We start from the raw sequence: 26,440 nt of genomic DNA on the forward strand, positions 1-26,440 counted from the left end.
GATGCTTTAGTCCTGTCGTTGTTGTAATAACTGCCAATCAAATCGGCTGCGGCTGCGTATCACGCCAATCATACAAATACTGCTAGATATCAAACAGGATAGTAACGCCGCCACATAGAAACCAATCAGCAGGTAACCTACTAAACCAGCACAGGTGCCAAGGAGCATGGCCGCAGTAGCGTAGCTGCCCGTTAACTTGGGTTGATATAACCCTAAAATAATCGGCATGATGGTGCTGGCAACAAAAGCGCCAGCAAAATTCAGCAGTGCTCCCAACGTAGCTAGCTGAGGTAAGCAAAGCAGCCAAGTTAAAATACCCAAGGCCACAATACTGTAGCGATTAAACTTTAATAATTGCTGATCATTGGCTTGTGGGCGCAGCTGCTGTTGATAGATATCACGAGTAAGTAAATCTGCGCTAGCGGCAAGCAAGGAGTCTAAGCTCGAGGCCAGGGCTGAAAAGACCACCACAAATACCACCACGGCCCCTACTTTGCCCAATACTGCCGCTGCTACCATCGGGCCTACCATATCGGCCGATGGCGGGAAAATGCCCAGCTGTGGCGCCGCTAAGGCAATAAAGCCAGTGACTATGGGGATCGGTAGCCACAATAAGCCACCCAATAGGAACGCCTTAGCGCCAACCTGACTCTTGAATGATAGTGCCCGTGTCCACCAGACGTTTGAGTGAAAAATCTCGCCCAAACCGAAAAAAATATTATTAAACAAAAACATGATTGCTGCGGGGAACAGCAGATCTAATAATTGCGGGTGCTGCTGCGTTAACTGTTCGTGCACGCTAGTAACGCTCACTTGGGTTAGCAATAGCCCTGCTACCACCACCACACCGATAATAATGATGACTGCTTGCACAAAATCTGTAGCTATCACCGCTTTAAAACCGCCAAACAGGGTGTAACCGACGCAGATCACCAAAATAGCTGTCATCCCCAGATGGTAATCAAGACCGCTGAGGGCCTGTAGCAGGATGCCTCCGGCCATGCCCAAACTGACCAACCAGGCAAGAGCATAAACTGCTGAAATGACTAAGAATAGATACCAAGCCGGCTTGCCGTAGCGGCTGCGGACAAAATCTCCAGCGGTATAACCACCAGGCATGAGCTGCTTTATCCGTTTTGCTAAGGGCGCAAACAGCAACAGGCCCAGCGCTGCAAAAGAATAGCCAACCATGCCCCACACCCCAAACTGATAGGTTAACTGCGGTGCTACCAGAGTGGTGTTACTAGTCACCCAAGTAGCCATGGCGGTAGCAGCAGCCAAAGCCAGCCCTACTTGTCGCCCGGCCAAGGCAAAATCTTCATGGCTATGATTGCTGCGCCCCAACCAATAGCCGAAAGCTATCCAACCCAAACCAAATAGCACTACCAGAGTTAAGCCGAGTTGCGGAGTGAGCGCATAAGCACTGCTCATAAAGGCTCCTCGGTAGCGTTAGCGGAGCGATAGGCTCCCTTTGCAATCACCACCACCACTATCACAAACAAACCTAATCCCAAACTGAATAAGCTCAGGGCTTGCCATAACGGATAGTGATCTACTTGTACCTTCACCACGTTACTGTAGGTGTTATTGCTAGCTCGCAAGCGAAAATAGTAAGTGCCGTTGGCAAAGCCAGACAGGGTCAGTTGTTGGGTGTTAGCCGGCCAAGGGTAAAGTGTTAGCGGTTGTTGGTTGTTTAACTGGGTTGCGGTAGGTGCTGCGGACCACCGCTCTAACTGCCAGGTTGTGGCTGCAGGAGCGGTATTACTACGCAACACAAAATAACCTTCTTTGCTCATCTCTACACTGGTGAGCTCAAGGGCGTTAGGTTCAGCGAGCAGGCTAGCTTTGGAGTTAGCACTGGCGGGTCCCGCCTGCATCAGCGACAATAGTAGCGCTAGCAGCGTGATAGAGAAAAATAACTCAATAATAAAGCGCTTGGTTGTTGGTTGCGGCACTCGTCCTTCCCGTAGCTCTTTGTTACAGGCTAGCAAGTGCAGAAAATCATTGCAACTTGGGGTATGCTCACAGCAATCGTGACGTAAGGATTAGCATGAATCGAATCTATCTTTGTAGTATGGGGGCTAATTTAGCTCCTGAGCAGAATTTTAAATTAGCCAAGCAGCAGCTAACCACCCTAGGCGAGGCTTGGTATTCGGCAGCCTTGTATACCCAGCCGGTGGCGATTGAAACCGACCATGAATTCTTAAATGCGTTGCTGCTATTACGCACCAGTTATAACCCCGAACAACTTAAGCAGCAGTTTAATGCGATTGAAACCAGTTTAGGTCGAGACCGCACCGACCCAAACTGTAGCCATAAAGATCGGCCGATGGATTTAGATATATTAGGTGAACTGCAAGCACCAACCACAGCAACGCATCAGCAAGTATGGCAACAAGTGCCGGCTTATCTAGCCGATGTGGTGCCAGACTTACAACGCCAATGGCAGCAATTATATGAAGGAAAACGCCATGCCAGCTAACTCTCCTCCTCAAGCACCCGTTGCTTTGATTACCGGGGCCGGCCGGCGCTTTGGTTTTACTTTAGCCAAAGCATTACTTGCCGAGGGCTACCAAGTTTTCGCCCACTATCATACCTCGCGCGACGGTATTGCCGAGCTCGAACAATTAGGAGCTGTTGGTTTAGCCGCCAACTTAGCAGACTTAAACCAAGTATTGGCGTTAGCTGAGCAACTTAAGCAACACACCCAGCGACTTGATTTGCTCGTCAATAATGCGTCGTGCTTTTTCAACAACGCCACTGTGGATGACCAGTTAGATCATTTAACGGCGGTGTTAAATGTACACACAGCAGCGCCCTATTTGCTTATACGTGAGCTAGCACCATTATTACGACAGGGACAAACTCAGCAAGCTATGGTGCTGAATATCACCGACATCTATGTGGATAGCCCCGCCACCGACTATATTGCTTACTGTGCAGCAAAAGCTGGTTTAGCCAACCTCACGCAGGCATTCGCCAAGCATTTAGCCCCGCACATACGAGTCAATGCTATTCAGCCTGGGCCTATTTTATTTTTACCCGAGCATGATTCAGAACATCGTCGTAAAGTATTGGCGCAAACGCCTTTGAACGTTGAAGGTGGTCTCGAACCCATGCTTGCAGCGGTCCGTTTTTTACGCGACAACCCCTATGTTACTGGCGAATCCATAAAAGTAGACGGCGGTCGCGCGCTCAATATTTGAGCCGCTTACCACCGTCTTTCTTAACTGCAGGTGCTAGCTATTATGCCGCTAGCATCTGCCGTAAAACATAATGCAAAATACCGCCACTGCGATAGTATTGCAGCTCGTTACTGGTATCGATGCGACATTTCACCTTAAACTCAACCGTGCTGCCATCTTCTTTTGCTGCTTGCACAGTTAGCATTTGTCCGGCTTTTAGCTCATCGCTCAGGCCCAAGATGCTGATTTGCTCAGTACCATCTAAACCGTGAGCTTGCGCTCCTTCACCATCTACAAACTGCAAGGGTAACACGCCCATACCAACCAAGTTAGAGCGATGAATACGCTCAAAGCTCTCAGCAATAACGGCTTTGACGCCCAACAAGGTGGTACCTTTAGCAGCCCAGTCACGGCTAGAGCCGGTTCCATATTCCTTGCCAGCTAGCACCACCAAAGGTGTCTGTTCTTGTTGATAACGCATAGCAGCATCATAAATCGATAATTGTTCGCCCGATGGAATATGACGAGTATATCCGCCTTCAACGCCATCTAGCATACGGTTTTTAATGCGGATATTTGCAAAAGTACCGCGCATCATTACCTCATGGTTACCGCGACGTGAACCGTACGAGTTAAAGTCTGCTGGTTTTACGCCATGCTCTTGTAAATACTTACCTGCCGGGGAATCAGCTTTAATTGAACCCGCGGGTGAAATATGATCCGTAGTAATAGAGTCACCAAACAAAGCGAGAACTCGCGCTTTGTTGATGTCCGTAATAGCCGCCAACGGCTGGTCAATCGCAGTAAAGTACGGCGGATTTTTCACGTAAGTTGAATCATCGCTCCATTGATAAGTTTCGCCCTCACCAATAGGAATGGCACGCCACTCTTCATCACCTTTGAATACCTCGCCGTATTCTTTGCGGAACATATCACCATCAACTAACTGCACCGCCTGCGCAATTTCATGATTGGTTGGCCAAATATCTTTCAGATAAACTGGGTTTCCGTCGTTATCTGTCCCTAAGGGCTCACTGCTTAAATCGATGCGGGTAGTGCCTGCTAGCGCATAAGCAACCACCAAAGGTGGTGACGCTAACCAGTTTGCTTTTACATCTTGGTGGATCCGACCTTCAAAGTTTCGGTTACCCGATAGCACCGAACTTACGGTTAAATTGCCAGCACGGATGGCATCAGTAATATTATCTGGTAACGGACCTGAGTTACCGATACAAGTGGTACAACCGTAGCCTACCAAATTGAATCCAAGTTCATCAAGATATTGGGTTAATCCCGCTTTGGCAATGTAGTCAGTGACCACTTTAGAGCCTGGCGCTAACGATGATTTGACCCAAGGTTTGCGTTGCAGACCTTTCTCTCTGGCTTTTTTAGCCACCAAACCGGCCGCCATCATCACACTTGGGTTAGAGGTGTTCGTACAAGATGTAATAGCAGCAATCACCACATCGCCATGGCTAAGTTCATAATCGGTACCTGCCACAGGTTGGGATTTTTCCGTTTCGCTCGCTTGCCCATTACTTTCTAAGAACAAATCAAAAGCCGCACCTAATTGTGGTAAAGCAACTCTATCTTGTGGCCGTTTAGGCCCTGCTAAAGACGCTGCTACCGTGCTTAAATCAAGTTCCAAAGAGGCGGTAAAACTTGGTTCATCACCACTTTCACGCCACATGCCTTGCGCTTTAGCATAAGCTTCAACCAAAGCAATCGTATCGGCATCACGCCCTGACAATTCCAAGTAGCGCAAGGTTTCTTGATCGACCGGGAAAAAGCCACAAGTTGCACCATATTCAGGCGCCATGTTGCCAATAGTCGCGCGGTCAGCCAGTGGCAAATGATCCAAACCGGGACCATAGAATTCAACAAACTTACCGACCACGCCATGTTTACGTAGCATTTGCGTCACGGTAAGAACTAAATCGGTAGCGGTAACGCCTTCCGGTAAGCGTCCGGTTAATTTAAACCCAACCACCTCAGGAATCAGCATAGATACAGGCTGACCTAACATAGCTGCTTCAGCTTCAATACCACCAACGCCCCAACCGAGTACCCCCAAACCATTAATCATGGTCGTGTGAGAGTCGGTTCCGACTAGGGTGTCAGGCATCACATAGGTCTTATCGCCTTGTTGCTTGGTCCAAGCTACTTTAGCTAAATATTCTAAATTCACCTGATGGCAAATACCGGTGCCAGGCGGTACCACACGGAAATTCTCAAACGCATGCTGGCCCCAACGTAAAAACTGATAGCGCTCAAAGTTGCGTTCCATTTCTATTTTTACGTTCTGTTTGAAGGCTTCTGCTGAGGCGTACTTATCTACCATCACCGAATGGTCAATAACCAAATCTACCGCCGATAATGGATTGATCTGATTCGGGTTCTGCCCCGCTTTAGCAACAGCATCACGCATTGCTGCCAAATCAACCACCGCTGGTACCCCAGTAAAATCTTGCATGAGCACCCGCGCTGGCCGGTACTGAATCTCACGATCTGAGCTGCGTTCATGTAACCACTTAGCAATGGCTTCAATATCAGTTTTAGTTACGGTTTCGCCATCTTCATTGCGTAACAAGTTCTCTAACAAAACCTTCATGGAGTTAGGTAACTTGTCGATATCTGCGAGCTCGCTGAGTTGCGCTGCCGCCTTTGGTAGACTGTGATAATGATAGGTTTTACCGTTAACTTCTAAGGTACTTAAGGTGTTAAAACTGTCGTTACTCGACATGAGGCACTCCTTATCTGTAGAAACCGCTAAGCCCCGATTCAGTTGGCTTCGCTGGTTATTTTTGCAACATCCTAAAAGCCTAGCTTGAAATGATTAAATACGCTAGTCGACGTCAGTGCGCAAGCACTTAAACTAAGCTACTGATATTCACTATGAAACCTTCTCATACAAAGATCAACCACCACCCTGTTGCCTTCGACTAAAATATACCCTATAAACATGTAACTTGTGTGAACACTGGTGCACACTTACTTTGCATGCCTCACAAAGGAATTTATGGCTACCGATATCAAAGCGTTTCAAGCACTCAGTGAACACATGGATTTGTTACTCGATGCCATTTGTGTGGTAAATCGAGCCGGTGAATTCGTCTACTTAAGCCAAGGTGCTGAACGCGTGTTTGGCCGAACGCCCCAACACATGTTGGGACAATCCATGTTTAACTTTATTCATCCGGATGACCATGAACGCACCCGCGCGGCGGCGCAGAAAATTATGGGTGGTGAAGCCCAAACTCATTTTGTTAATCGCTACCTGCGCGCCGACCAGAGTGTGGCATGGATTCAATGGTCAGCTCGGTATTTTGTCGATCGTGATCTGCGCCTTGCAGTGGCACGTGATATTACTGCGCAGCGACAGATGGAAGAAGAACGCGAACGACTGCTGCAACAGCTTGAGCTGTTAGCCTCTACCGATGCCCTTACTGGTATTGCCAATCGCCGTGCATTTTTTGAACAAGCCCAGCAGCGCCTGCGTACTAATGCGCAACTGGCAGTGATGTACCTCGATTTAAATCATTTTAAACAAATCAACGATAGATTTGGTCATGCTGGGGGCGATAGACTGATCCAGCAAGCTGCCCAACGCCTCCAGCAGAGTTTACGCAGTCACGATTTAGTTGCGCGGATGGGCGGTGATGAATTTGTGGTGTTAGCTGATCGTATTCAACATGCCAGTGCGGCTCAAAGTGTCGCTGAGCATCTTTATCAAGCCTTTGGTTCGCCGTTTGTCCTAGCGCAACAGCACGTTCTAGTAACTCCAAGTATTGGGATTGCGTTGTACGGCCACCATGGCGAAACTCTTGAAGACCTCTTGCAGCATGCCGATAATGCCATGTATCAAGCTAAACAGCGCACGGACAAAAGCATTCAATTAGCTTATTAGCTACTTTTACCCTGTTGCCCTGCGGGCTATAATCACCCGCTTTGATTGATAGCCAGGCCGATGTTGTTGCGGTAGCTATCTCGTGATCAAGCGCTAAACAAGTTCGCTAAGGAAGAGAACCAACCATGAGCCAAGTATTAAGTGATTTGCTTAACCTCTTACGTTTAGAAACTATTGAACAAGGCATTTACCGGGGGCAAAGCCAAGATTTAGGATTTGGTGCTGTGTTTGGCGGTCAGGTGATTGGGCAGGCTTTGTCCGCAGCAAAAGAAACCTTACCTGAAGACCGAAAAATCCATTCTTTACATAGCTATTTTTTGCGTCCAGGCGATGCGCACAAACCTATCGTATATGATGTCGAAGCCATTCGTGACGGTAAGAGTTTTTCCACGCGGCGGGTACAAGCCATCCAGTTTGGCAAACCTATTTTTTATATGACAGCGTCATTTCAAATAGACGAACCTGGCTTTGAGCATCAAGATGCGATGCCGCAGGTGCCAGGCCCTGAAGGGTTAGTATCTGATATAGATATTTATCGTGAACACGCTGACTTGATTCCAGCTAGTATTCGCAACAAATTTATTTGTGAAAAGCCAATAGAAATGCGCTTTGTCACCGCCAATAATCCATTCAAACCTCATGTCGACGAACCGCGCCGCTATGTTTGGCTGAAAGCTAACGGCGACATGCCAAACGACCCACGGGTGCACAAATACTTATTGGCCTATGCTTCTGATTTCAATTTCTTACCTACGGCATTGCAGCCACACGGCCATAGCTTTGCTCAGCCCTACATACAGATGGCAACGATTGACCACTCCATGTGGTTTCACCAAGATTTTCGGATGGATGAATGGTTGTTGTACGCCATTGATAGCCCTCGTGCCTGTGGTGCTCGGGGGTTAGTAAGAGGTCAGATTTTCACGCGTGAGGGGTTGCTAGTAGCATCTACCATGCAAGAAGGTGTGATGCGTAAGCACCCACAAAAATAGGCTAAACCTGGGTTACGACCATAAAAAAAGACCGCTATTCGCGGTCTTTTTTGGTACTAGCTTATCGTCTCTAGCGCAGCAATTGCTTAAGCTGCGCCTAAGGTAAAGAAGAAACCAGCAATGGCTGCACTCATCATGTTCGCTAGTGTAGCGGCCAACAGTGCTTTCATGCCTAAGCGTGCAATATCATGACGACGACTGGGCGCCATACCGCCCAAGCCACCTAATAAAATCGCAATCGAGCTAAAGTTAGCAAAGCCACAAAGCACAAAGGTGATGATCACTTGGCTATGCTCACTTAACTGATCTTGGTAATTCACAAAATCAAGATAAGCCACAAATTCATTAATGACTAACTTTTGCCCAATAAAACTACCAGCCAACTGGGCTTCATCCCAGCTTACTCCTAAAATATAAGCCACCGGTTGAAACACATAACCAAAGATTAGCTGTAACGACAGTTCAGGGTAGCCGAACCAGCCACCAACCCAACCAAACAGACCATTGATTAAAGCAATTAATGCCACAAAGGCAATCAACATAGCGCCCACGTTTATAGCTAGCTGAACACCACTAGAAGCACCTGCAGCAGCTGCATCAATCACGTTAACCGAACGCTGTTCAACCTCATCATCGGCACATTCAATGTCAGCGCCTTCAATGATGCTATCGAGATCTTCACGGGGTTTCTCGGTTTCTGGGATGATCATCTTTGCCATCAGCAAGCCCGCCGGCGCTGCCATGAAGCTCGCTGCAATCAAGTATTTCAACTCAACCCCAACCCCCGCATAACCAGCTAGCACCGAACCTGATACCGAGGCCATGCCGCCTACCATCACCGCAAACAATTCAGATTTAGTCATGCTGGCAATAAATGGGCGCACCATCATCGGCGCTTCAGTTTGTCCGACAAACACGTTTGCCGCCGCCGACATAGATTCGGGACGGCTGCTGCCGATGATCTTCTGCAAGCTACCGCCGAGAATTTTGATAATCCATTTCATGATGCCCACGTAATAGAGCACTGAAATCAGTGAGGAGAAGAAAACAATCACGCTCAACACTCGAATGGCGAATACAAAGCCAAAATCAGCTGAGGCTAAACCGCCAAACATAAAGTCTATACCGGCATCGGTAAAGGCAATGATGTTAGCTACCCCAGATGCCACCGCATACAGCACGTCTTGACCGAAGGGCACGTAAAGCACAAAAGCACCTAAGGCTAATTGAATCGCAAAGGCTCCACCCACGGTGCGCCAGCGGATCTGTTTACGATTAGACGAGAATAAGTAGGCAATAAAAAGAATGATGGCGATGCCGAGAAAACTATTCATAAATATCAGGACCGTGGTTTTTTATTCAGCCAAAAGCTGGCGAATTTTAGATTTAATTAGGTCGATTGCGATTTCATTTTGACCGCCGCGAGTCACGACTAAATCAGCAAACTGCTTCGACGGTAAAATAAACTCGAAAAAGGCTGGTCGTACGGTTTCTTGGTACTGGTCAGCAACAGACTGGATAGTCCGGCCACGCTCTTCTACGTCACGAATCATGCGCCGCAGTAGGCATACATCAAGGGGGGTATCCATAAACACTGAAATATCGAACAACTTCCGTAAGTTCGGGTCATTTAGGAGTAAAATACCTTCTACCATAATGACTTTACCCGGATTAACTTTAATGGTGTCGGGCACCCGGGTGTGGGTTTTATAGCTATACTGCGGCATTTGAACCGCTTCACCATCACGCAATTGCTCTAGATGCTTAACGAGCAATTCATGCTCAAACGCCGACGGATGGTCATAGTTGGTTAGTTGGCGTTGCTCAAAGCTCAAATGACTCTGGTCACGGTAATACGCATCTTCAGCTAAGATAGCAATACCTTGACCGCCTAACTCTGCCACCAACTCTTGATAAACTGTTGATGCAAAGAGGCTTTTCCCTGAAGCAGAAGCGCCAGCGATGGCGATGATAGTAGTTTTTCCCACGCGTTTTTCTTTCTTTTTGCCCGACCACAGCCGGCAATTATCCTTGATTCGGCAGCTAATTGGAAGCGCTGTAACCTAGCAAGTTGTAACTGAATTAAGAGAATTTGACCAATCTTGTTACATTTTTCCCACTGCTGATGGATTACAACTGCCTGCTAAGTTGACTATGATAGGCTGGTCAATAGACTCAAACAGGGAACATTAACTTATGCGTTTTACCAAAACCCTCACTGCAGTTGCGGTAGCCACAGTATTGTTAGCTGGCTGTCAAACTACTGCTGAAACTCAAAATAACCGTCAGCAAGCTGTTGCAGCTGCGCAACAAAATCTGCCTGACTTAGATATCGCTTACGAATCATTTACGCTCGACAATGGTTTGCGGGTGGTTGTACACACCGATCGTAAAGCACCGATTGTTGCTGTTAACGTTTGGTATGCAGTTGGCTCAAAAGATGAAAAACAAGGCCAAACTGGGTTTGCTCACTTGTTTGAGCATTTAATGTTTAACGGTACTGAAAACTACGATGATGAGTATTTCGGTCCATTTGAACGTGCTGGCGCTACCGACATGAACGGTACCACCAACAACGATCGTACCAACTATTTCCAAAACGTGCCTACGCCTGCTTTAGATATGGCATTATGGATGGAGTCAGACCGCATGGGGCACCTGTTAGGTGCAGTAACCCAAGAGAAGCTTGATGAGCAACGCGGTGTGGTACAAAACGAAAAACGCCAAGGCGAAGCACAGCCGTATGGCAAAGTCTTTGGTTTCTTAGCTGAACAAACTTTCCCTCAAGGTCACCCTTATTCGTGGTCAGTGATTGGCTCGATGGAAGACTTGAATGCCGCATCTTTAGAAGATGTCCACCAATGGTTTAATGACTATTACGGTGCTGCTAACGCCGTGGTTGTGTTAGCTGGTGATATCGATGTAGCGACCGCAAAAGAAAAAATGGAAGAATTTTTCGGCCATATTCCAGCCGGTAAACCACTACAGAAACTAGAAAGCTGGGTCGCAAAGCGTGAAGGTATCAAACGTGCCACCATGGAAGACAACGTGCCAGCTGCACGCCTGTACAAAGTTTGGAATACTGCTGAAATGGGCACTGATGACTCAGAATACCTGAGCCTGATGGTAGATATTTTAGCCGGCGGCAAAAACTCACGTTTGTATCAACGCCTTGTGTATGATGAGCAGATCGCGAGCATGGCTTCTGGTTTTAACTACGAGCGCTTATTAGCCGGTCAAATTATGTTGATTGCCGATGCTAAGCCCGGTGTTGAATTAGCTAAAATCGAAGCTATCATCGATGAAGAACTCAACAAATTAATGACTGAAGGCCCAACCGCCGAAGAATTGGCGCGGGTTAAGTTTAGCCAAGTAGCTGGCTTTGTTCGCGGTGCTGAGCGTATTGGCGGCTTTGGCGGTAAATCAGATATCTTGGCAGCTGGTGAAGTCTACCACGGCAACCCAGGCGCATTTGAAAAGTCCTTAGCAACCATTCAAGCTGCTACTGCAGCCGATATCCAAGGTGCAATGCAGCGCTGGCTAACTGATGGTGCCTTTGTGTTAAACGTTGTACCACAACCTCGTTACACCCCAGGTGCACAGATTGCTGATCGTTCTAAATTACCAGAAGTTGGCGAATTGCCAGAGCTTGATTTGCCAGAACTCAACACCTTCACTTTGTCTAACGGCTTAGAAGTTGCACTGGCGGAACGTCACGACATCCCGACCGTACAAATGAGCCTGATTTTTGACAGTGGCTATGCCTCTGACTTTGGTAATAAAGTAGGTACTGCAAGCTTTGCCATGAGTATGATGCGTGAAGGCACCAGTAACCGTGACGCGCTAGAGTTTTCGCGTCAGCTAGAAAGCCTAGGTACTAGCCTTTATGCAAGCGCTAGCTTAGATACGTCTCGCATCAGCATGGATGCATTAACTTCGAACTTAGCACCAAGCTTAGATATGTTCGCAGATATGCTACTTAACCCAACCTTCGCCCAAGATGAAATCGATCGTAAGCGCAGCAACTGGTTAGAAACCATCAAACGTGAGAAAGCGCAACCAAACAGCCAAGCTCTACGTATCATGCCAAGCTTGTTGTTCGGTGATAACCATGCCTACAGCCAACCGCTTACAGGTTCTGGTACTGAGCAATCAATCAACTCGCTCACGCGAGATGATTTAGTCGCTCACCACAGCACTTGGTTACGTCCTGACAATGCTCGTTTAGTGATTGTTGGTGCTACTACTGAAGCTGAAATCAAACCTTTGCTAGAGCAGTATTTAGCTGCATGGCAGGCTCCAGCTACGGCTAAGCCAACCAAGCAATTTAGCGATGTGGCGCCACAATCAGTGAATCGAGTGTTCTTGATTGACCAACCTGGCACACCACAATCAACCATCTTTGCTGGTCATGTAGCACCATCAGACAAAGTTGATAATGCCGAAGCCATTGACGTGATGAACACCATCATCGGTGGTAGCTTCACCAGCCGTTTGAACATGAACCTTCGTGAAGACAAAGGTTGGTCGTACGGTGCGCGTAGCTCATGGATTGGCAATAACGAGGCGGGTATGTTCCTAGCCATTGCTCCAGTACAGACCGATAAGACCAAAGAGTCTATTCAAGAAATCGTGAAAGAACTGAAGCAATACGAAGGTGACAAACCAGCAACGGCTGAAGAGTTAGCTAAAGTTAAAGCTAACAAAACGGCAAAATTGCCTGGAGCTTATGAAACCAAAGGCGCTTTATTAGGCTCTATCGTAAGCACTCTAGAAAAAGGCAAAGACATGCAGTGGTTGGAAAACTACGGTGAGCGTGTTAACAGCCTAGAGGTGAACAACATTCGCCAAGTAGCCAAAGACGTGATTCGTCCAGAAGGTTTAACTTGGGTCATCGTGGGTGACTTAAGCAAAATCGAAGCCGATGTACGTGCGCTTAACTTAGGCGAAGTAACTAAACTTGATGCTGACGGCAACCCTTTATAAGGCGTTAGCTGATTAAGTTCTGCGTTGTAAGTGTGTTTAGCCGCTCTCTGTGAGCGGCTTTTTTTTTGAGCCTTTTTCTTTTTTGCTGCGTAGCCGTTACAATAGTGACACCAGTTACTTACTTTCTACCCAAAAGGATGATGTATGGACATGATAAAAACTCGCGCCGCGGTTGCATGGGCACCAGGCGAGCCATTAAAAATTGAAGAAGTAGATTTAATGCCGCCACAAAAAGGCGAAGTTTTAGTACGCATTGTTGCCACTGGGGTTTGTCATACGGATGCCTATACCCTGTCGGGAGCCGATCCTGAAGGCGTTTTCCCTGCTATTTTAGGCCATGAGGGTGGCGGTGTTGTTGAAGCCGTGGGTGAAGGCGTGACCTCAGTTGCTGTGGGTGACCACGTGATTCCACTTTACACCCCCGAGTGCGGTGAGTGTAAGTTCTGTAAATCAGGTAAAACCAATCTTTGCCAAGCCATTCGTACTACCCAAGGTAAAGGCTTAATGCCGGATGGCACCACTCGTTTTTCTAAAGATGGTCAACCCATTTATCACTATATGGGCACTTCAACGTTTTCTGAGTACACCGTTGTTCCAGAAATCGCGTTAGCCAAAGTAAACAAAGAGGCCCCACTCGAAGAGGTTTGTTTGTTAGGTTGCGGCGTCACCACAGGTATGGGTGCAGTAATGAATACAGCCAAAGTACAAGCTGGCGATACCGTTGCTGTGTTTGGTCTAGGTGGGATTGGTTTGTCAGTGATCATTGGCGCAGTGATGGCGAAAGCCAGCCGTATTATTGCCATTGATATTAACGAATCTAAGTTTGATATTGCGCGCAAGCTAGGTGCCACAGATTGTATTAATCCAAGCGACTACGACCGTCCAATTCAAGAAGTGATTGTCGAAATGACTGATGGCGGCGTGGATTTCTCGTTTGAATGTATTGGTAACGTCAAAGTCATGCGCTCAGCGCTAGAATGCTGCCATAAAGGCTGGGGCGAATCAGTGATTATTGGGGTGGCTGGTGCTGGTGAAGAAATTTCCACCCGCCCGTTCCAGTTAGTTACCGGTCGGGTCTGGCGTGGTAGCGCCTTTGGTGGCGTAAAAGGTCGTAGTCAATTACCTGATTACGTAGAAAGATACCTTAAAGGCGAGTTTGAGCTGAGTACTTTCATCACCCATACCATGGGCTTAGAAGATATCAACGAAGCTTTTGACTTGATGCATGAAGGTAAATCGATTCGGACGGTTATTCACTATGATAAATAAAGTCAACGAAGTTAAAAGCTTCGGTGGCCGTCAATTACGCTTTGAGCACCAATCTAAGGTGCTCAACTGCGCGATGCAGTTCAGTGTATTTTTACCACCGCAAGCAGAACACCAAGCCGTACCTGCACTCTATTGGCTATCTGGGCTCACTTGTACCGATGAGAACTTTAGCAGTAAAGCCGGTGCCCAACGCGTTGCGGCTGAACTTGGCATAGCTCTGATTATTCCAGATACCAGCCCACGTGGTGATGAGGTGCCCGATGATCCTGACGGTGCTTACGACTTCGGTAAAGGCGCAGGATTTTATGTGAACGCCACCCAAGCTCCTTGGCAGCAACACTATCAGATGTACGATTACATTGTGGATGAACTGCCAGCTTTGCTTGAGCAGCACCTACCGCTTACCAGCCAACGCAGTATTAGTGGCCACTCTATGGGCGGCCATGGCGCATTGGTGATTGCTCTGCGCAACCCTGAACGTTATCAGAGTGTGTCGGCATTTGCTCCTATTAGTCATCCTAGCCAATGCCCATGGGGTAAGAAAGCCCTGCGCGGGTATTTAGGTGAGGATACCCAAAGCTGGGCCGAATACGATGCTGTGCAGCTATTACAACATTATAAACACTGCCCTCCGCTCTTGGTGGATCAAGGCAGCGCCGATAATTTTTTAGCCGAGCAATTGCTTCCAGAAACCTTAGCGCAAGCCTTACAGCTCCTACCTAAGGATGCCGTGGCTAGTTTGCGTTATCAAGCAGGCTACGATCATAGCTATTATTTTATCGCCAGCTTTATTGCGGATCATCTTCGCTTTCATGCGCAGTACTTAAACCGATAGCCGCTTAAAAAACAAGCGATTATTCGCTCATCTAACTGGCAAAATAACGTACTCCTTGCTATGTTGAAAGAACACACTATAGCTGTGTTCACGTCATCGCAAGGAGACGTCTATGTCACCACGCCAAACCGCTGGGGTTATTGCTGCCATCTACTTGGTGTTAGGTTTGGTATGGATTCGCTTTTCTGACCAATTCGTTTTTTCGCTAGCCGGTGCCAGCGATTACATTACCGAGTTACAAACCTTTAAAGGGTTTGGCTATGTTATCGTCACTGCGTTGCTACTCTATTTTCTTGCCTACAAAGCCTTACAACGCGAACGCAATATTAGCCAACGCGATGAACTCACCAAGTTACTGAATCGCCACATGTTTGGCCAAGAACTTAATACCGAATTAAGCTACGCTCGTGAGCATGAACTGGTACTAGCAGTGCTGTTGGTGAATATTGACGGTTTTAAACAAATTAATGTTCATGCCGGTTTGGCTGCGGGCGACAAGTACCTGCAAGAAGTTGCTGCAATTTTGCGTGACAGTTGTCATCAACAGGCCTTTATTGCACGTTTTAATGGTGACGAATTTGCTATTGCCCTGCCTGAAGCCTTATGGCCCCATGCCGTTGAGCCGCTCATCCATAATTTGCAACAACGGATTGCCACCATTCAGTTGGCCGCACTGCCAGATTTGCGCCTTAGTTGCAGTGTCGGTGTAGCCTTGTTTCCGCGCGACGGCGAGCATAGCGATGCGTTAATCGACCATGCAGGAAAAGCTCTGGATGAAGCCAAGAGTCGTGGCCCCGGTCGATATAAGGTGTATGACCCAAGCTACGGCGAATTAGCTAATCAACGTAGTCTCCTGCTCTACGATTTACGCCATGCCATTAGCCAGCGGCAATTAAGTTTGGTTTATCAGCCACAATTTTGCACCGATGCCCAAGCTATCACCGGCGTTGAAGTGCTAGTTCGCTGGCATCATCCACAACGTGGCTTAGTTCCGCCGGATCAATTCATCCCGCTGGCCGAGCAGCATGGTTTAATTTGTCAGATCACCGATTTTGTCATGCAAACAGGCATCCGCGAGTTACTTGAGCATCAGCTCCTCTACAAACATATCCCAAGGGTTTCTTTTAACGTATCAGCCACTGATTTTAATGGCAGTGGCAGCTGTGACCGTTTTATCAAAAACCTCGCTGAATTACCCGGAGATTGGTCGGTGATTGAGTTAGAACTGACCGAAACCGCAGCACTGATAAATTTAGAGGGGGTTAAACGGGTGATTGAAGTGTTGCATGACAAAGGCGTACAAGTATCTCTAGATGACTTTGGTACCGGCTACTCATCACTGAATACGTTGCGTTTACTACCGATTAAAGAAGTAAAAATTGATCAAAGCTTTGTGCAAGATATTACCAACAATAGCCAAGATGCCAAGCTGGTACGCACCATTCTAGCTATGGCCAAAGCGCTTCATCTGCGTGTTGTAGCAGAGGGGGTTGAAACTCATGCACAGGCTACTTACTTAAAACGTGAGGGCTGCGAAGAGTTTCAAGGCTATTTGTATGCGCGACCTATGCCAGTAAAAAACTTAGTCACTTTTATTGAGAATCTAAATCAGCGTCAACGCATGCAATCTTGATTTGATTCTTGCCTTGTTGTTTGGCTTCGTACATAGCTTGATCAGCCGCGCTAAGAATACCAGACACACTGTAATGGCGCTGTTGCTCATAGCAATGGCAAAGCCCCATAGACAAGGTTACAGGTATTTTATCGGCTGATAACTCCTGCACTATGCTACTGCGAACCCGCTCTAACACGTGCATAGCATCTTGCAAATTAGCACCGGCATGAATCGTGGCAAATTCATCACCGCCAATACGTGCTACTAAATCGGAGCCACGACAATTGGCTTTCAGAATATGTGCAACTTTTTGCAAAACGTCATCGCCAATCTGATGGCCTAAGTTATCGTTCACCAACTTAAAGTCATCAAGGTCAATAAAACAGACTGCAAATTGCCAGCCATGCTCTGCTAAGCTTTGAATGTTGCCTTCGAGCTCCTCAACAAAAGCGCGCCGATTTTCCAACCCTGTGAGATGGTCAGTCATAGCCAGCTTTCGTTCGCGCTCAAGCTCTCGTCTAATTCTATCTTCAACGATTTTATTGCTGGTGGTATCGCGAATAAAAGCTATCGCAAAATCTTTACCATCAAACTCGACATGGCTGAGCATAATATCAACATAAATGGTGTCGCCATTTGCCTTGATGCCTGCAAATTTAAAGCCTTTCCCCATGGGTCTATTTTTTCCCTGTTCGAAAAAATAGCGCATGTGTTGATCATGATGTTGGCGCACTTGGTCAGGCAGCAGTATATTCATAGACCGACCCACCATGTCTTTACGACGCCGATAACCAAACATGTTAACTAGCATCCGATTAACCAGCACGATACACCCGCTAGTATCAACAATTAATGCTGCATCAGGGATAACTTCAATAAGCTCGGCTAAGGTTTTATCGGTACGCAATGGGGTTCTTAAGGTCATTCTTTCCGCTTATTTTTATACATCTGACTATCAGCATGTTGCAGCAAGGCCTCTACTGTTTGTCCGTGCATAGGAAACAACGCACATCCCAAACTAGCAGAAACCGCAATCTGTTGTTCTTTAACCACCACGGGTTGATTCAATGCTGCACGTAATTTATCGACTTGCCGACTAACAACACGTTCGTTATCAATCCCCATCAACACCAGTACAAACTCATCACCACCTAATCGCGCTACCGTATCTGTGGCACGGGTATTGACTAACAAGCGTTGTGCGGTGTGCTGTAACACCAAATCACCAGCATGATGGCCGAAGCTATCGTTTACGTACTTAAAGCCATTAAGATCAACCACAATCACGGCAAACTTAATTTGGTGCCGCTCATACACTTGCATGAGTACCTGCATACGCTCATCTAAAGCGCGACGATTAGCCACCCCGGTGAGTGGATCTAACATAGCCTCTTGGTAGGTGCGCCGGTACCATCTAAATAATGCCATCAGCATTAAAAACAAAGCTGTTACATACGGATAGCCGATTAGGCGAACCCGCTGCTGTTGCCACACCGAACCCAATTGCTGCGAGTCAAGCTGGATAGCAATCGACCAAGAGCCATTTAAAAATTGCACCGCATCATAAAAGTCTGCCTGCGCATAGATGGCTTCACTACCCATAAAAATATCGCCAGTAGCGCCTTTACCATCGGTACCCCGCATGGCTATTTTATACTGCGCGGTTAACTCCGTCAGCTGCTGCCGCTGCAACAACTGATCTAAATCAAGAACCACGGCTACACTACCCCAATATTGCTCGCCAGTACCATCCTCAGCGCGATAAAAAACAGGAATTCGAGCAATAACGCCACGTCCTCCTTGCACCAAGTCAACGGGACCCGCAATTAACATTTGCCGTTGTTGTCGAGCTGCGTCAATCATCGCCAATTGCTCAGGAAGTTTACTGTAATCAACGCCAAGCACAGCTTCGTTGCCTGCTAGAGGATAGACAAAGTTGACAATATTATCTGGAGCGATGGCTAGGTTACGGATATTCTGATGGTTTTCTATTATACCTTGGGCTAACGGCTGCCATTGCTGCGGACTAGTGCGCGGATTTAAGGTAAGGTAATTAACTAAGCCCCAACTCGCATACAAGGCGGCATTAAGTTCAGCCTCTAAATTAGCTCGGAACTTCACTAATTGAGTTTGCGCCTGACTTAATTGCTGTTGGCGGAGTTGTTGATAATGCAAGCTATGAAAGTGCTCAATCGCAAAGAAAGCTAATAACAGTGAACAACTCACTGCTACCATAAAGGTTCCTCGCTGAAAACGGGTACTTAACACAGCTGCCTCTTTGTTCTTATTTATGCCGTTAGTTTGGCTTTGGGTGCTTTACCAGGCTTTGCCTTAGGTGGCATTATAACCAGTAGCTGCCAGATAGAACAGATATTGTTCACATTTAGCTATAACTTAAGTTTACAGTTGTTTATTATTGGATCTAGCCAAAGGACATCACGTGCACAGATTGAGGTTTCCTTCTCGCTTTAAAATCACCTTAGCTTTAGGGATAAGCTTGGTGACTTCCGGCTGTGCGACGTACGGCATCATCGACAATAGCTCACAAACCAGCAGTGATGGACAACAGAACTATTCGATGTTGGACTACAACAGTGGTCACAAAGGCCGTGATGATGTCACAGTCATTATGTCTTTCTCTGGCGGCGGTAGCCGTGCCGCCGCTTTGTCCTATGGGGTGTTACAAGCCCTCCGCGACACCCCATTAGAACTCGATGGTCAACAACACTCATTGTTGAGTGAAGTTGACATGATCAGTTCCGTCTCCGGTGGCAGCTTTACTGCAGCCTATTATGGCTTGCATGGCGAACGAATCTTTAGCGATTTTGAAGACGATTTTCTGCGCCGCGATTATGTCACCGAGTGGGTGTATGGCGTGCTTAGCCCATTGCTATGGTTTTCCAATAGAGGACGCACTGATATTGCTACGGGCATCTATGAACAACGGTTGTTCCGCGGCGCCACCTTTGCTGATTTGCAACAGCGTCAAGATGCCCCTTTTATCGTTATCAATGCGAGTGATTTAGGCGCTGGTATTCGCTTTTCTTTTATTCAAGAATATTTTGATCTGCTGTGCTCTAACATCGCTGACTATCCTATTGCTCGAGCAGTTACTGCTTCATCTGCAGTACCTGTGATGCTAAACCCTGTTGTTTTGAAAAATCACAAAGGTTGCCTCAACCCTATCCAGAACTACCTGCGCGAACTTAATGAAGAAGATATTGCTGAGGCCAAACTATCGCCCCACCTGCACGACACCATCACAGCTATGCGCAGTTATGCCGCCAAAGATGAACGTCAGTATATTCACCTTGTTGATGGTGGTATCACTGATAATTTAGGGCTCATGGCATTCTATGAAATGGTTGAAATTGGTGGTGGTATCGAGAAGTTCTTAGCTCGCCTTGGTGCCCAGCCTTCCAAACATCTGGTTGTGATCTCAGTGAATGCATCCACTAAGCCGCAATATGACATTGAACAATCCAACAAGATTCCCGATATTGAGCCTACCATAGGTGCTGTAACCGACACCCAATTGCACCGCTACAACGCTGCTACTATCAGTTTAATGCGCCGCACGATAGACCGCTGGAGTCATGAGTTATCCAGCTCTGGCCAACAGGTTAAACCTTACTTTATCGAAATTAGTTTTGATGGCGTACAACAAGAGCAACGGCGGGGCTTTATTAATCAGATCCCAACCAGCTTATCACTCAATAAAGAACAAGCTGATACACTGATTCATGTCGGGAGTGAGTTACTGCGCTATGACCCTGTATTTAAGCAGTTGCTTGAAGATTTGCAACAACCTTCAAGCAACCAAGACTAATCCAAGTTACTGATTATTTAGACGCATCCCTTGCGAGATAGCGTAAGCAACTGAACGGATCGGTAGCACAGGATCGTCGCTAGGACTGATGCCAAGAGCAACCCGCATAGGATCAAAATTAACCGGTTCACATTGATCAGAACCACTACTAGTTACAGTGATGGTACCTACCGTGACCTGCTCTCTATCGGCCGGCCAAAGCTGCGCTGGGTTATTGGTCGCATCACCCGGTTCGGCTAAGGTCCAAACCCAATTAAATACTACCTTGCCATCTTTTTTCAGCCGTTCGGTTAAGCGTTCATCAAGAAAGCTTGGTGGGAGCGATTCAACTTCTGCTGCCGTTAATTGCTGCTCACCCGCAACCGGCTCTAGTTGCCAGCGGAACGCTTGCGCAGCGGCATTGGGTTGATCGGCGAAAAAGGCATGAATGCCATAATAATTGGATGAGGTATACTCAGCAGAAGCCTGGCGACCTTGCGACCACTCGCGTTGTGCTTGCATTTCTGGATTGGCTGCAAAGTATTTTTGAAGATCAGCTGGGGTTGCTTCACCCGCTTGAATCTTGGCACTCCACTGCAATAGCCCTAAAAATTGCTGAGGGTTCTTACCCGCAAAGAGTGGTACCGTTAATCCTGCAATGTGATGAAATTGATTATCATCTAATTGAAATTGAATACCTAATCCACGCGCACCACGACGCTCATCAGCATTAGGATTGCCTCCGCCCATCGAAAAACGCATGATGAGTGGTGCTTTATCCACTGCAAATAGAGGGGTAGCAAAACGTTGGCGGGCCGCTGCACTTGGGACAAACTCACCAGCAGCACAGACTCCGCGCGCATGTCCTTTGCGATAGCCTGGTGTTTTGCCATTTAGTTTTGCGAAAACTTCAATAAAGTCTGTGGCAGAGGCGCTTTGCGGTGCTGCATAAGGATTAGCTTGAGCTGGTTGATCGGCCGCTATGGCGCCCACTGATAGGGTAGCAAAGGCCGCAGCAACAGCTGCAGCAATGAAAGAAACTCGAGTTAACATAGAAAGGCCTTTTAACATTGCATGATAAGAGCACTATAGACCTCACTACGTAACTTGACTAGCAGGAGATCACGCTGCTTCGGACTTTTTCACAGCTTTAGGCTTGGTCGGTTTCTTAGCACCTAAGGCCACCAGCATTTGTTCGCGCTGCTGCGCAATATAAAGTGCTAAATCTTCTTGTTGCTGTTCTTCGGTAACAACACCGCTTGCTGCCAATAACGGCATCAGACGATCCACCATATCTAGCATTTTGTCATAAGCATCGGCTTCAGCTTTTGAAGTAAACGTCATTTTCTCAGCCCCATCGCGTACAACCACAAATTGAGTGACTACAGCCATTGAAGAAATTCCTCGTTATATAGAATACTGTTTATTTATACAGTGCGAGTCGCTGCGATGCAAGTAACAACGTCATTTAGATAAAAAAAGCCAGCGGTATCCGTTAGCGCACGGCTACCACTGGCTCAAGCAACAAGACAATCTTTGGGGCCTTAAACTTTTGGCTTAAGATTTTTGTTTTGCTCAGCCTCGGCTGCTGCAGCTTTGGTAATAAAGAAGATGGCATAAAATATACACATACCAATCACTATCGCTAAGCCAGTAAAGCTGAAAAAGATAACGGGATCAGTAAAAAATTCTTTTAAAAGGTTCATGACCATACTCCTTGTGGGGTTTTATTAAGGTCATGATAGAAGTAATTGGCAGAGTAAATATTGATCTACATCAAGTATTTTTCCGAGTTAACTCGCAGCTATTTTTTGCGCCGTGATTAAACCGTTACGCGGCGTTGTCTGATAGTCACAAAAGGCGCTTAATTCAGCCTGATAGCCATGCTCACGCAAGAATTCCAGTCTATCTAGCAACAGCCATAACTCTAACGGACGTCGAAATACGTGCCGCACTAAATCTAACCGGGCTACATGTAAAGCTAACTGTCGACCACGATCTAAATAGAATGGCCAATCGACCTTAGCTGGTAGCTGCCACTGATGCTGAGCCGCCGCCCACTGCGCAAAATCAGCAAACTCGCCGCTAAACCAATGCTTACCCACCGAGGCCAGCGGACGATAGTTAACTTGCTGCTGCAGATCCTGGTAGAGCGCATGGTAAGCCATCCGCCACTGCATTTCGGTATGCCGTAGCTGCGTAATGCGTTGCCCAGCGGTAACCTGCCCTTGCACTGCGAGTTGCAGATCAAACTTAGCTAGGTGCAGGTTTTGCTTCTGGGCTTGCGTCGATAGCGGCTGATAGTGTGAATCATGAATAAGATGGTAACAACAAGGTGCTAGGCTAATGAACTCGGTCTCGCGAGCAACAGCCTGTTGCAATAGGCTGAGATGGAGTTGCCCGCATGCATGCAGTGCTACCGCATGTTGGTTCGGCTGCAAGAGTTGTGCCGCTGCCGCAGACAGCACATCAATTGGGACAAATTGCTGGGGTAACTGCCATTGCTGCGCTAACTTCTGCCCCTGCTCACACAGGTTCTGTTGCCACTCGGCACTGACAACTTGGCGTTGTTGTACAAAACTAGCCAGTCGTCCCAAATGGCCCTTGCCTGCACACCACTCTAGCAAAGGTAACTGAGATTGCGGCAAATGGCTGATAAAGGCTTCAATTTGCGCTAATTTGCGCCCACCAATGCCGTTGGTTAACCAAAATGGTAACGGTGGCGTTTCCACCGGAGCAGGTATTTGACTGAGCTCAGGTAAACTGAAGACTGCTGGAAAATAAGGACTAAAAAACTGCCGTTGCCGCTCTTTGTCACTGTCAATCAGCTCGATCTCTGGCAACTGCAGCCGGGCTAAACTGGCGGTCAAATCAGTGTGTTGCCAGGGCCATTGTTGATAGGCGAAAGGTTTGAATTGCCAAAATTCACGGTACTCTTGTAGCACCTGATAAAAGTCATTGAGCTGCACGTTAATCCCTAGCCATCACGACCAACTCAAGGCTACCAAGTTAACGGGGCTGGCCGCGCAAAATAAAACCCTTGTAAATAATCGGCGCCATGTTGGCGCATAAATTCATATTGTTCAAGCGTTTCAATACCCTCTACCACCACCTTTAAGCTGAGTTGATGAGCCATCTGAATCATCCCTTGCACCAAAGCGCTATCGCGCTGATTAGCTGGAATATCACGAATAAAGCTGCGATCAATCTTCAACGTGTGCACCGGTAAATCACGTAAATAACTGAAACTTGAATAACCCGTACCAAAATCATCAATAGACACCTGTACTCCAAGCTCGCATATTTCATTCAAAATACCGCGTGTTCGGTCAGCCCCCATCATTAACACACTTTCTGTCACTTCTAATTCGAGCAACTCTGGAGCCAGCCCAGATACTCGAAGTACCCGTTTGAGTTCTTCATAGAACCCCTGACGGCGGAACTGCAATGGCGAAATATTCACCGCCACTGTTACCGGCTGCTGCGCTACCGACTGCTGATTAAAAGCGGCAATATCTTTGGCTGCCTGCTCTAACACCCACTGTCCAATCGCAACAATTTGTCCGGTTTGTTCAGCGAGCGGAATAAAATCACCCGGATAAAGCAAACCACGGCGTGGATGCTGCCACCTGATTAAGGCTTCGTAAGAGCTTACGGTCTGACTTTGCGCTGCCAAAATCGGTTGGTAATGCAGAACAAACTGTTGTTGAGTAATAGCTTCCATCAGATCATGGCGCAATTGTGCATAATCAGCACCATGTTGCGCATCGCTACCATCATACCAATGCCAGGTGTTACGCCCTTGGCGCTTAGCCTCGTACATCGCCATGTCAGCATGATGCATCATTTCTATCGCTTTGCCAGTCACCCCCTGATTATCAGCGATACCAATACTGGCGCTCACGTGCACATTGTGAGGGCCTAACTCAAACGGCTGAGATAACAATTCAAGTAACTTTTCGGCCAGCTCAATACCACGTTCTAGCGCACCGTCATCGGTGAGTAAGATGGCAAACTCGTCACTGGCTAAGCGGGCTAACACGTCTTCCTTGGTTAATAACCCCCGTATTCTATCAGCCACGGCACATAACAATTGATCCCCCACAACATGCCCTAACGCATCATTAATAGGCCTGAACCCGTCAAGATCTACAGACATCACAACTAACGGTAACCGCCCGTTCTGACTAAGCTTACAAGCCTGAATTAAACGACCCTCAAAGGTTTGTCGATTGGCGCTACCGGTTAAGAAGTCATGGGTGCGCTGACTAGCTATGAGGTCTTCTTGCTCGCGAATGAGGGTAATATCTTGCTGAATACCTATGTAATGAGTGCATTGATCATTCACATCAAACACCGGACCAATCAATAGTTGGTTCCAAAATGCAGTGCCGTCTTTACGATAATTACGTAACGTCACCTGTATCTCCCGATGCTGTTGGATCGCATCGCGAATAGCGCTAACGCTGTCAGGGTCGGTATCCTTGCCTTGTAAAAACCGGCAATTACGCCCTAACACCTCAGCTTCGGTGTAACCCGTTAATTTACAAAACGCTGGATTAACATAAATCAGTGGCATACCAGGCGCTTGTGCGTCTGCTAACACCACTCCATTGGGGCTGCTTGCAATACCTCGTTGCAACACATTTAACTGCTGTTCTTGGTGTTTACGTTGGCTGATATCTTGCACAATCGAAAACACCCCAGTCACTGCACCCGCAATAGTGATGGGTAAATTGGTGATATCAAACCACTGCGGCTGACCTTCGCTTGGATTCATCAGCTCATAACTATTGGCTTTGCCTTGCAAGGTTTGCGCAAACGACTGCTTTGCGGCTTCATGCTGGCTCGCATCAATTAAATCTAAAAAATGCTTACCAATAGCTTGTTGTGACGATTGCTGATTAATGCCCCCGACCGGATGATTTGCAGCCAGAATAAAACCGTCCGTATCTACTTCAAATACCGCTCCCGGATGCTGCGTGAATAACGACCGGAAACGTTTATCGGTTAACTCGTGTTGCAGTGTTTGATAATGGTGCTCAAAGGCTAAACTCACCAAGGCTGCGGCACGCTGCATCAGCTCGAGCTCTGCTTGCTGAGGTTCGCGCGGCTGTCGATAATAGGTTGCTAAAGTACCAAATAAAGTACCACTATTACTCAGCACTGGAATCGACCAGCAGGCCTGCAACCCCTCAGCAGCCGCATAACCAGCAAAAGCTATCCAACGCTTATCTTTGGCGATATTTGCAGTCACTATCGGCCGACGTAAGTATGCAGCACTACCACAGGTGCCAACTTCAGGCCCAATTTTCACATGCTGCAACGCCTGCCAATAATCTGTGGTGAGTTGCGCCCCTGCAATTAAACTTAAACTGTCGTCACTTTCATCATATTGCATGATCGACACAATCGCCTGATCTAAGCGCTGCTCTACATAGCCACTGATAGCCTGCAAAATATCTGGCAGGGCTGCTTTGGCAGCTATCAAATCATAGATATGGGCGGCTTTATCGTCATCAAGTGGCATGCATGGTCCTTAGCTAAAGAGAGGAATAGCTTTACAACTTCGAATGCTATCGGCTTAACGTTTATACAGGATATTTTGTTGGGTGCCTATGTTGTTCATTGCACATACTCGGAAGTACACATACGAGGTATGTACACATATTAACAAAAGTACGTTTAATACATAAGATATAGATCATGTTTTAACCCTGTTAGACCTTTCTTTCAAGTAACAACCGTATTGCGATTGTAACTATCTACACATTGAACTCTCATCGCATTCATTCCACAATCATCCTGACAAGATATTGCAAAATATCAAAATTATGCCATTC

At 47.1% G+C, this 26,440-nt stretch carries 21 protein-coding genes; 9 read left to right on the forward strand and 12 right to left on the reverse strand.

Going from position 1 to position 26,440, the window contains the following annotated elements; genetic code table 11:
- Positions 1-6: 6 nt before the first annotated feature.
- Entirely contained in the window at positions 7-1,431 is a 1,425-nt protein-coding gene (locus AB8S08_RS07965) for an urea transporter (RefSeq protein ID WP_369742433.1), read from the reverse strand.
- Positions 1,428-1,955, reverse strand: coding sequence for a hypothetical protein (locus AB8S08_RS07970; protein ID WP_369742434.1), 528 nt, complete (start codon positions 1,953-1,955; stop codon positions 1,428-1,430). Before AB8S08_RS07970 ends, AB8S08_RS07965 begins: the two co-directional genes overlap by 4 nt.
- A gap of 95 nt (positions 1,956-2,050) precedes the next feature.
- Between AB8S08_RS07970 and AB8S08_RS07975 the strand changes: the two genes are divergently transcribed.
- Positions 2,051-2,482 (forward strand): 2-amino-4-hydroxy-6-hydroxymethyldihydropteridine diphosphokinase, encoded by a 432-nt coding sequence (locus tag AB8S08_RS07975; protein WP_110075374.1) that lies wholly within the window; start codon positions 2,051-2,053, stop codon positions 2,480-2,482.
- Positions 2,472-3,206 carry an SDR family oxidoreductase gene (locus AB8S08_RS07980; RefSeq protein WP_369742436.1) on the forward strand — a complete coding sequence of 245 codons (735 nt, stop codon included), beginning with the start codon at positions 2,472-2,474 and terminating at the stop codon, positions 3,204-3,206. The genes AB8S08_RS07975 and AB8S08_RS07980 overlap by 11 nt, the downstream gene beginning before the upstream one ends.
- A 40-nt stretch (positions 3,207-3,246) precedes the next feature.
- Here AB8S08_RS07980 and acnA read toward each other — a convergent pair whose 3' ends face one another.
- Complete coding sequence (gene acnA / locus AB8S08_RS07985; RefSeq protein ID WP_369742437.1) at positions 3,247-5,928, reverse strand: aconitate hydratase AcnA; 2,682 nt, start codon at positions 5,926-5,928, stop codon at positions 3,247-3,249.
- A gap of 276 nt (positions 5,929-6,204) precedes the next feature.
- Here acnA and AB8S08_RS07990 point away from each other — a divergent pair, with 276 nt between their 5' ends.
- Both AB8S08_RS07990 and tesB read left to right on the forward strand, forming a co-directional pair.
- Positions 6,205-7,092, forward strand: a complete 888-nt coding sequence (locus tag AB8S08_RS07990) for a diguanylate cyclase domain-containing protein (RefSeq protein ID WP_369742438.1) — start codon at positions 6,205-6,207, stop codon at positions 7,090-7,092.
- A gap of 125 nt (positions 7,093-7,217) precedes the next feature.
- Positions 7,218-8,084, forward strand: coding sequence for an acyl-CoA thioesterase II (gene tesB, locus AB8S08_RS07995; RefSeq protein ID WP_369742439.1), 867 nt, complete (start codon positions 7,218-7,220; stop codon positions 8,082-8,084).
- Positions 8,085-8,170: 86 nt separating this feature from the next.
- Here the strand turns inward: tesB and AB8S08_RS08000 are convergent, their stop codons facing one another.
- Positions 8,171-9,418 (reverse strand): NupC/NupG family nucleoside CNT transporter, encoded by a 1,248-nt coding sequence (locus AB8S08_RS08000; RefSeq protein ID WP_153826015.1) that lies wholly within the window; start codon positions 9,416-9,418, stop codon positions 8,171-8,173.
- A gap of 21 nt (positions 9,419-9,439) precedes the next feature.
- Positions 9,440-10,072, reverse strand: coding sequence for a uridine kinase (gene udk, locus AB8S08_RS08005; RefSeq protein WP_162014488.1), 633 nt, complete (start codon positions 10,070-10,072; stop codon positions 9,440-9,442).
- 208 nt (positions 10,073-10,280) lie between these two features.
- On the opposite strand from udk, the gene AB8S08_RS08010 reads away from it, so the two are divergent.
- From AB8S08_RS08010 to AB8S08_RS08025, 4 genes are all read left to right on the forward strand, one after another.
- Positions 10,281-13,070: a M16 family metallopeptidase gene (locus tag AB8S08_RS08010; protein ID WP_369742440.1), complete on the forward strand. Its 2,790-nt coding sequence runs from the start codon at positions 10,281-10,283 to the stop codon at positions 13,068-13,070.
- A 144-nt stretch (positions 13,071-13,214) separates the two neighbouring features.
- On the forward strand, positions 13,215-14,339 hold the full coding sequence (locus AB8S08_RS08015; RefSeq protein WP_153826012.1) for an S-(hydroxymethyl)glutathione dehydrogenase/class III alcohol dehydrogenase: 1,125 nt from the start codon (positions 13,215-13,217) through the stop codon (positions 14,337-14,339).
- Positions 14,329-15,174: an S-formylglutathione hydrolase gene (gene fghA, locus AB8S08_RS08020; RefSeq protein ID WP_369742441.1), complete on the forward strand. Its 846-nt coding sequence runs from the start codon at positions 14,329-14,331 to the stop codon at positions 15,172-15,174. Before AB8S08_RS08015 ends, fghA begins: the two co-directional genes overlap by 11 nt.
- Positions 15,175-15,286: 112 nt before the next feature.
- Positions 15,287-16,807, forward strand: coding sequence for a putative bifunctional diguanylate cyclase/phosphodiesterase (locus AB8S08_RS08025; protein WP_369742442.1), 1,521 nt, complete (start codon positions 15,287-15,289; stop codon positions 16,805-16,807).
- Here the strand turns inward: AB8S08_RS08025 and AB8S08_RS08030 are convergent.
- Both AB8S08_RS08030 and AB8S08_RS08035 read right to left on the reverse strand, forming a co-directional pair.
- On the reverse strand, positions 16,767-17,714 hold the full coding sequence (locus AB8S08_RS08030; protein ID WP_369742443.1) for a diguanylate cyclase: 948 nt from the start codon (positions 17,712-17,714) through the stop codon (positions 16,767-16,769). The two genes, AB8S08_RS08025 and AB8S08_RS08030, sit on opposite strands and share 41 nt — an antisense overlap.
- Positions 17,711-19,024, reverse strand: coding sequence for a diguanylate cyclase domain-containing protein (locus AB8S08_RS08035; RefSeq protein ID WP_369742444.1), 1,314 nt, complete (start codon positions 19,022-19,024; stop codon positions 17,711-17,713). Before AB8S08_RS08035 ends, AB8S08_RS08030 begins: the two co-directional genes overlap by 4 nt.
- Before the next feature lie 205 nt (positions 19,025-19,229).
- Here AB8S08_RS08035 and AB8S08_RS08040 point away from each other — a divergent pair, with 205 nt between their 5' ends.
- Positions 19,230-20,618 carry a patatin-like phospholipase family protein gene (locus tag AB8S08_RS08040; RefSeq protein WP_369742446.1) on the forward strand — a complete coding sequence of 463 codons (1,389 nt, stop codon included), beginning with the start codon at positions 19,230-19,232 and terminating at the stop codon, positions 20,616-20,618.
- A 6-nt stretch (positions 20,619-20,624) separates the two neighbouring features.
- On the opposite strand, the gene AB8S08_RS08045 is transcribed toward AB8S08_RS08040, so the two are convergent.
- The 5 genes from AB8S08_RS08045 to AB8S08_RS08065 form a co-directional block, all read right to left on the reverse strand.
- On the reverse strand, positions 20,625-21,650 hold the full coding sequence (locus AB8S08_RS08045; protein WP_369742447.1) for a catalase family peroxidase: 1,026 nt from the start codon (positions 21,648-21,650) through the stop codon (positions 20,625-20,627).
- Between the two features lie 69 nt (positions 21,651-21,719).
- The gene (locus AB8S08_RS08050) at positions 21,720-21,989 is read right to left on the reverse strand and encodes a YebG family protein (RefSeq protein ID WP_369742448.1); all 270 of its coding nucleotides are present in this window, start codon (positions 21,987-21,989) and stop codon (positions 21,720-21,722) included.
- A gap of 152 nt (positions 21,990-22,141) precedes the next feature.
- Positions 22,142-22,303: a DUF3149 domain-containing protein gene (locus tag AB8S08_RS08055; RefSeq protein WP_110075390.1), complete on the reverse strand. Its 162-nt coding sequence runs from the start codon at positions 22,301-22,303 to the stop codon at positions 22,142-22,144.
- Between the two features lie 87 nt (positions 22,304-22,390).
- Positions 22,391-23,566: a methyltransferase gene (locus AB8S08_RS08060; protein ID WP_369742449.1), complete on the reverse strand. Its 1,176-nt coding sequence runs from the start codon at positions 23,564-23,566 to the stop codon at positions 22,391-22,393.
- A 32-nt stretch (positions 23,567-23,598) separates the two neighbouring features.
- Complete coding sequence (locus AB8S08_RS08065; protein ID WP_369742450.1) at positions 23,599-26,127, reverse strand: EAL domain-containing protein; 2,529 nt, start codon at positions 26,125-26,127, stop codon at positions 23,599-23,601.
- Positions 26,128-26,440: the final 313 nt, after the last annotated feature.

The sequence above is a fragment of the Pseudidiomarina sp. PP-1MA genome (assembly GCF_041200125.1).
In the GTDB taxonomy this organism is placed as follows: Bacteria; Pseudomonadota; Gammaproteobacteria; order Enterobacterales; family Alteromonadaceae; genus Pseudidiomarina; species Pseudidiomarina fusca.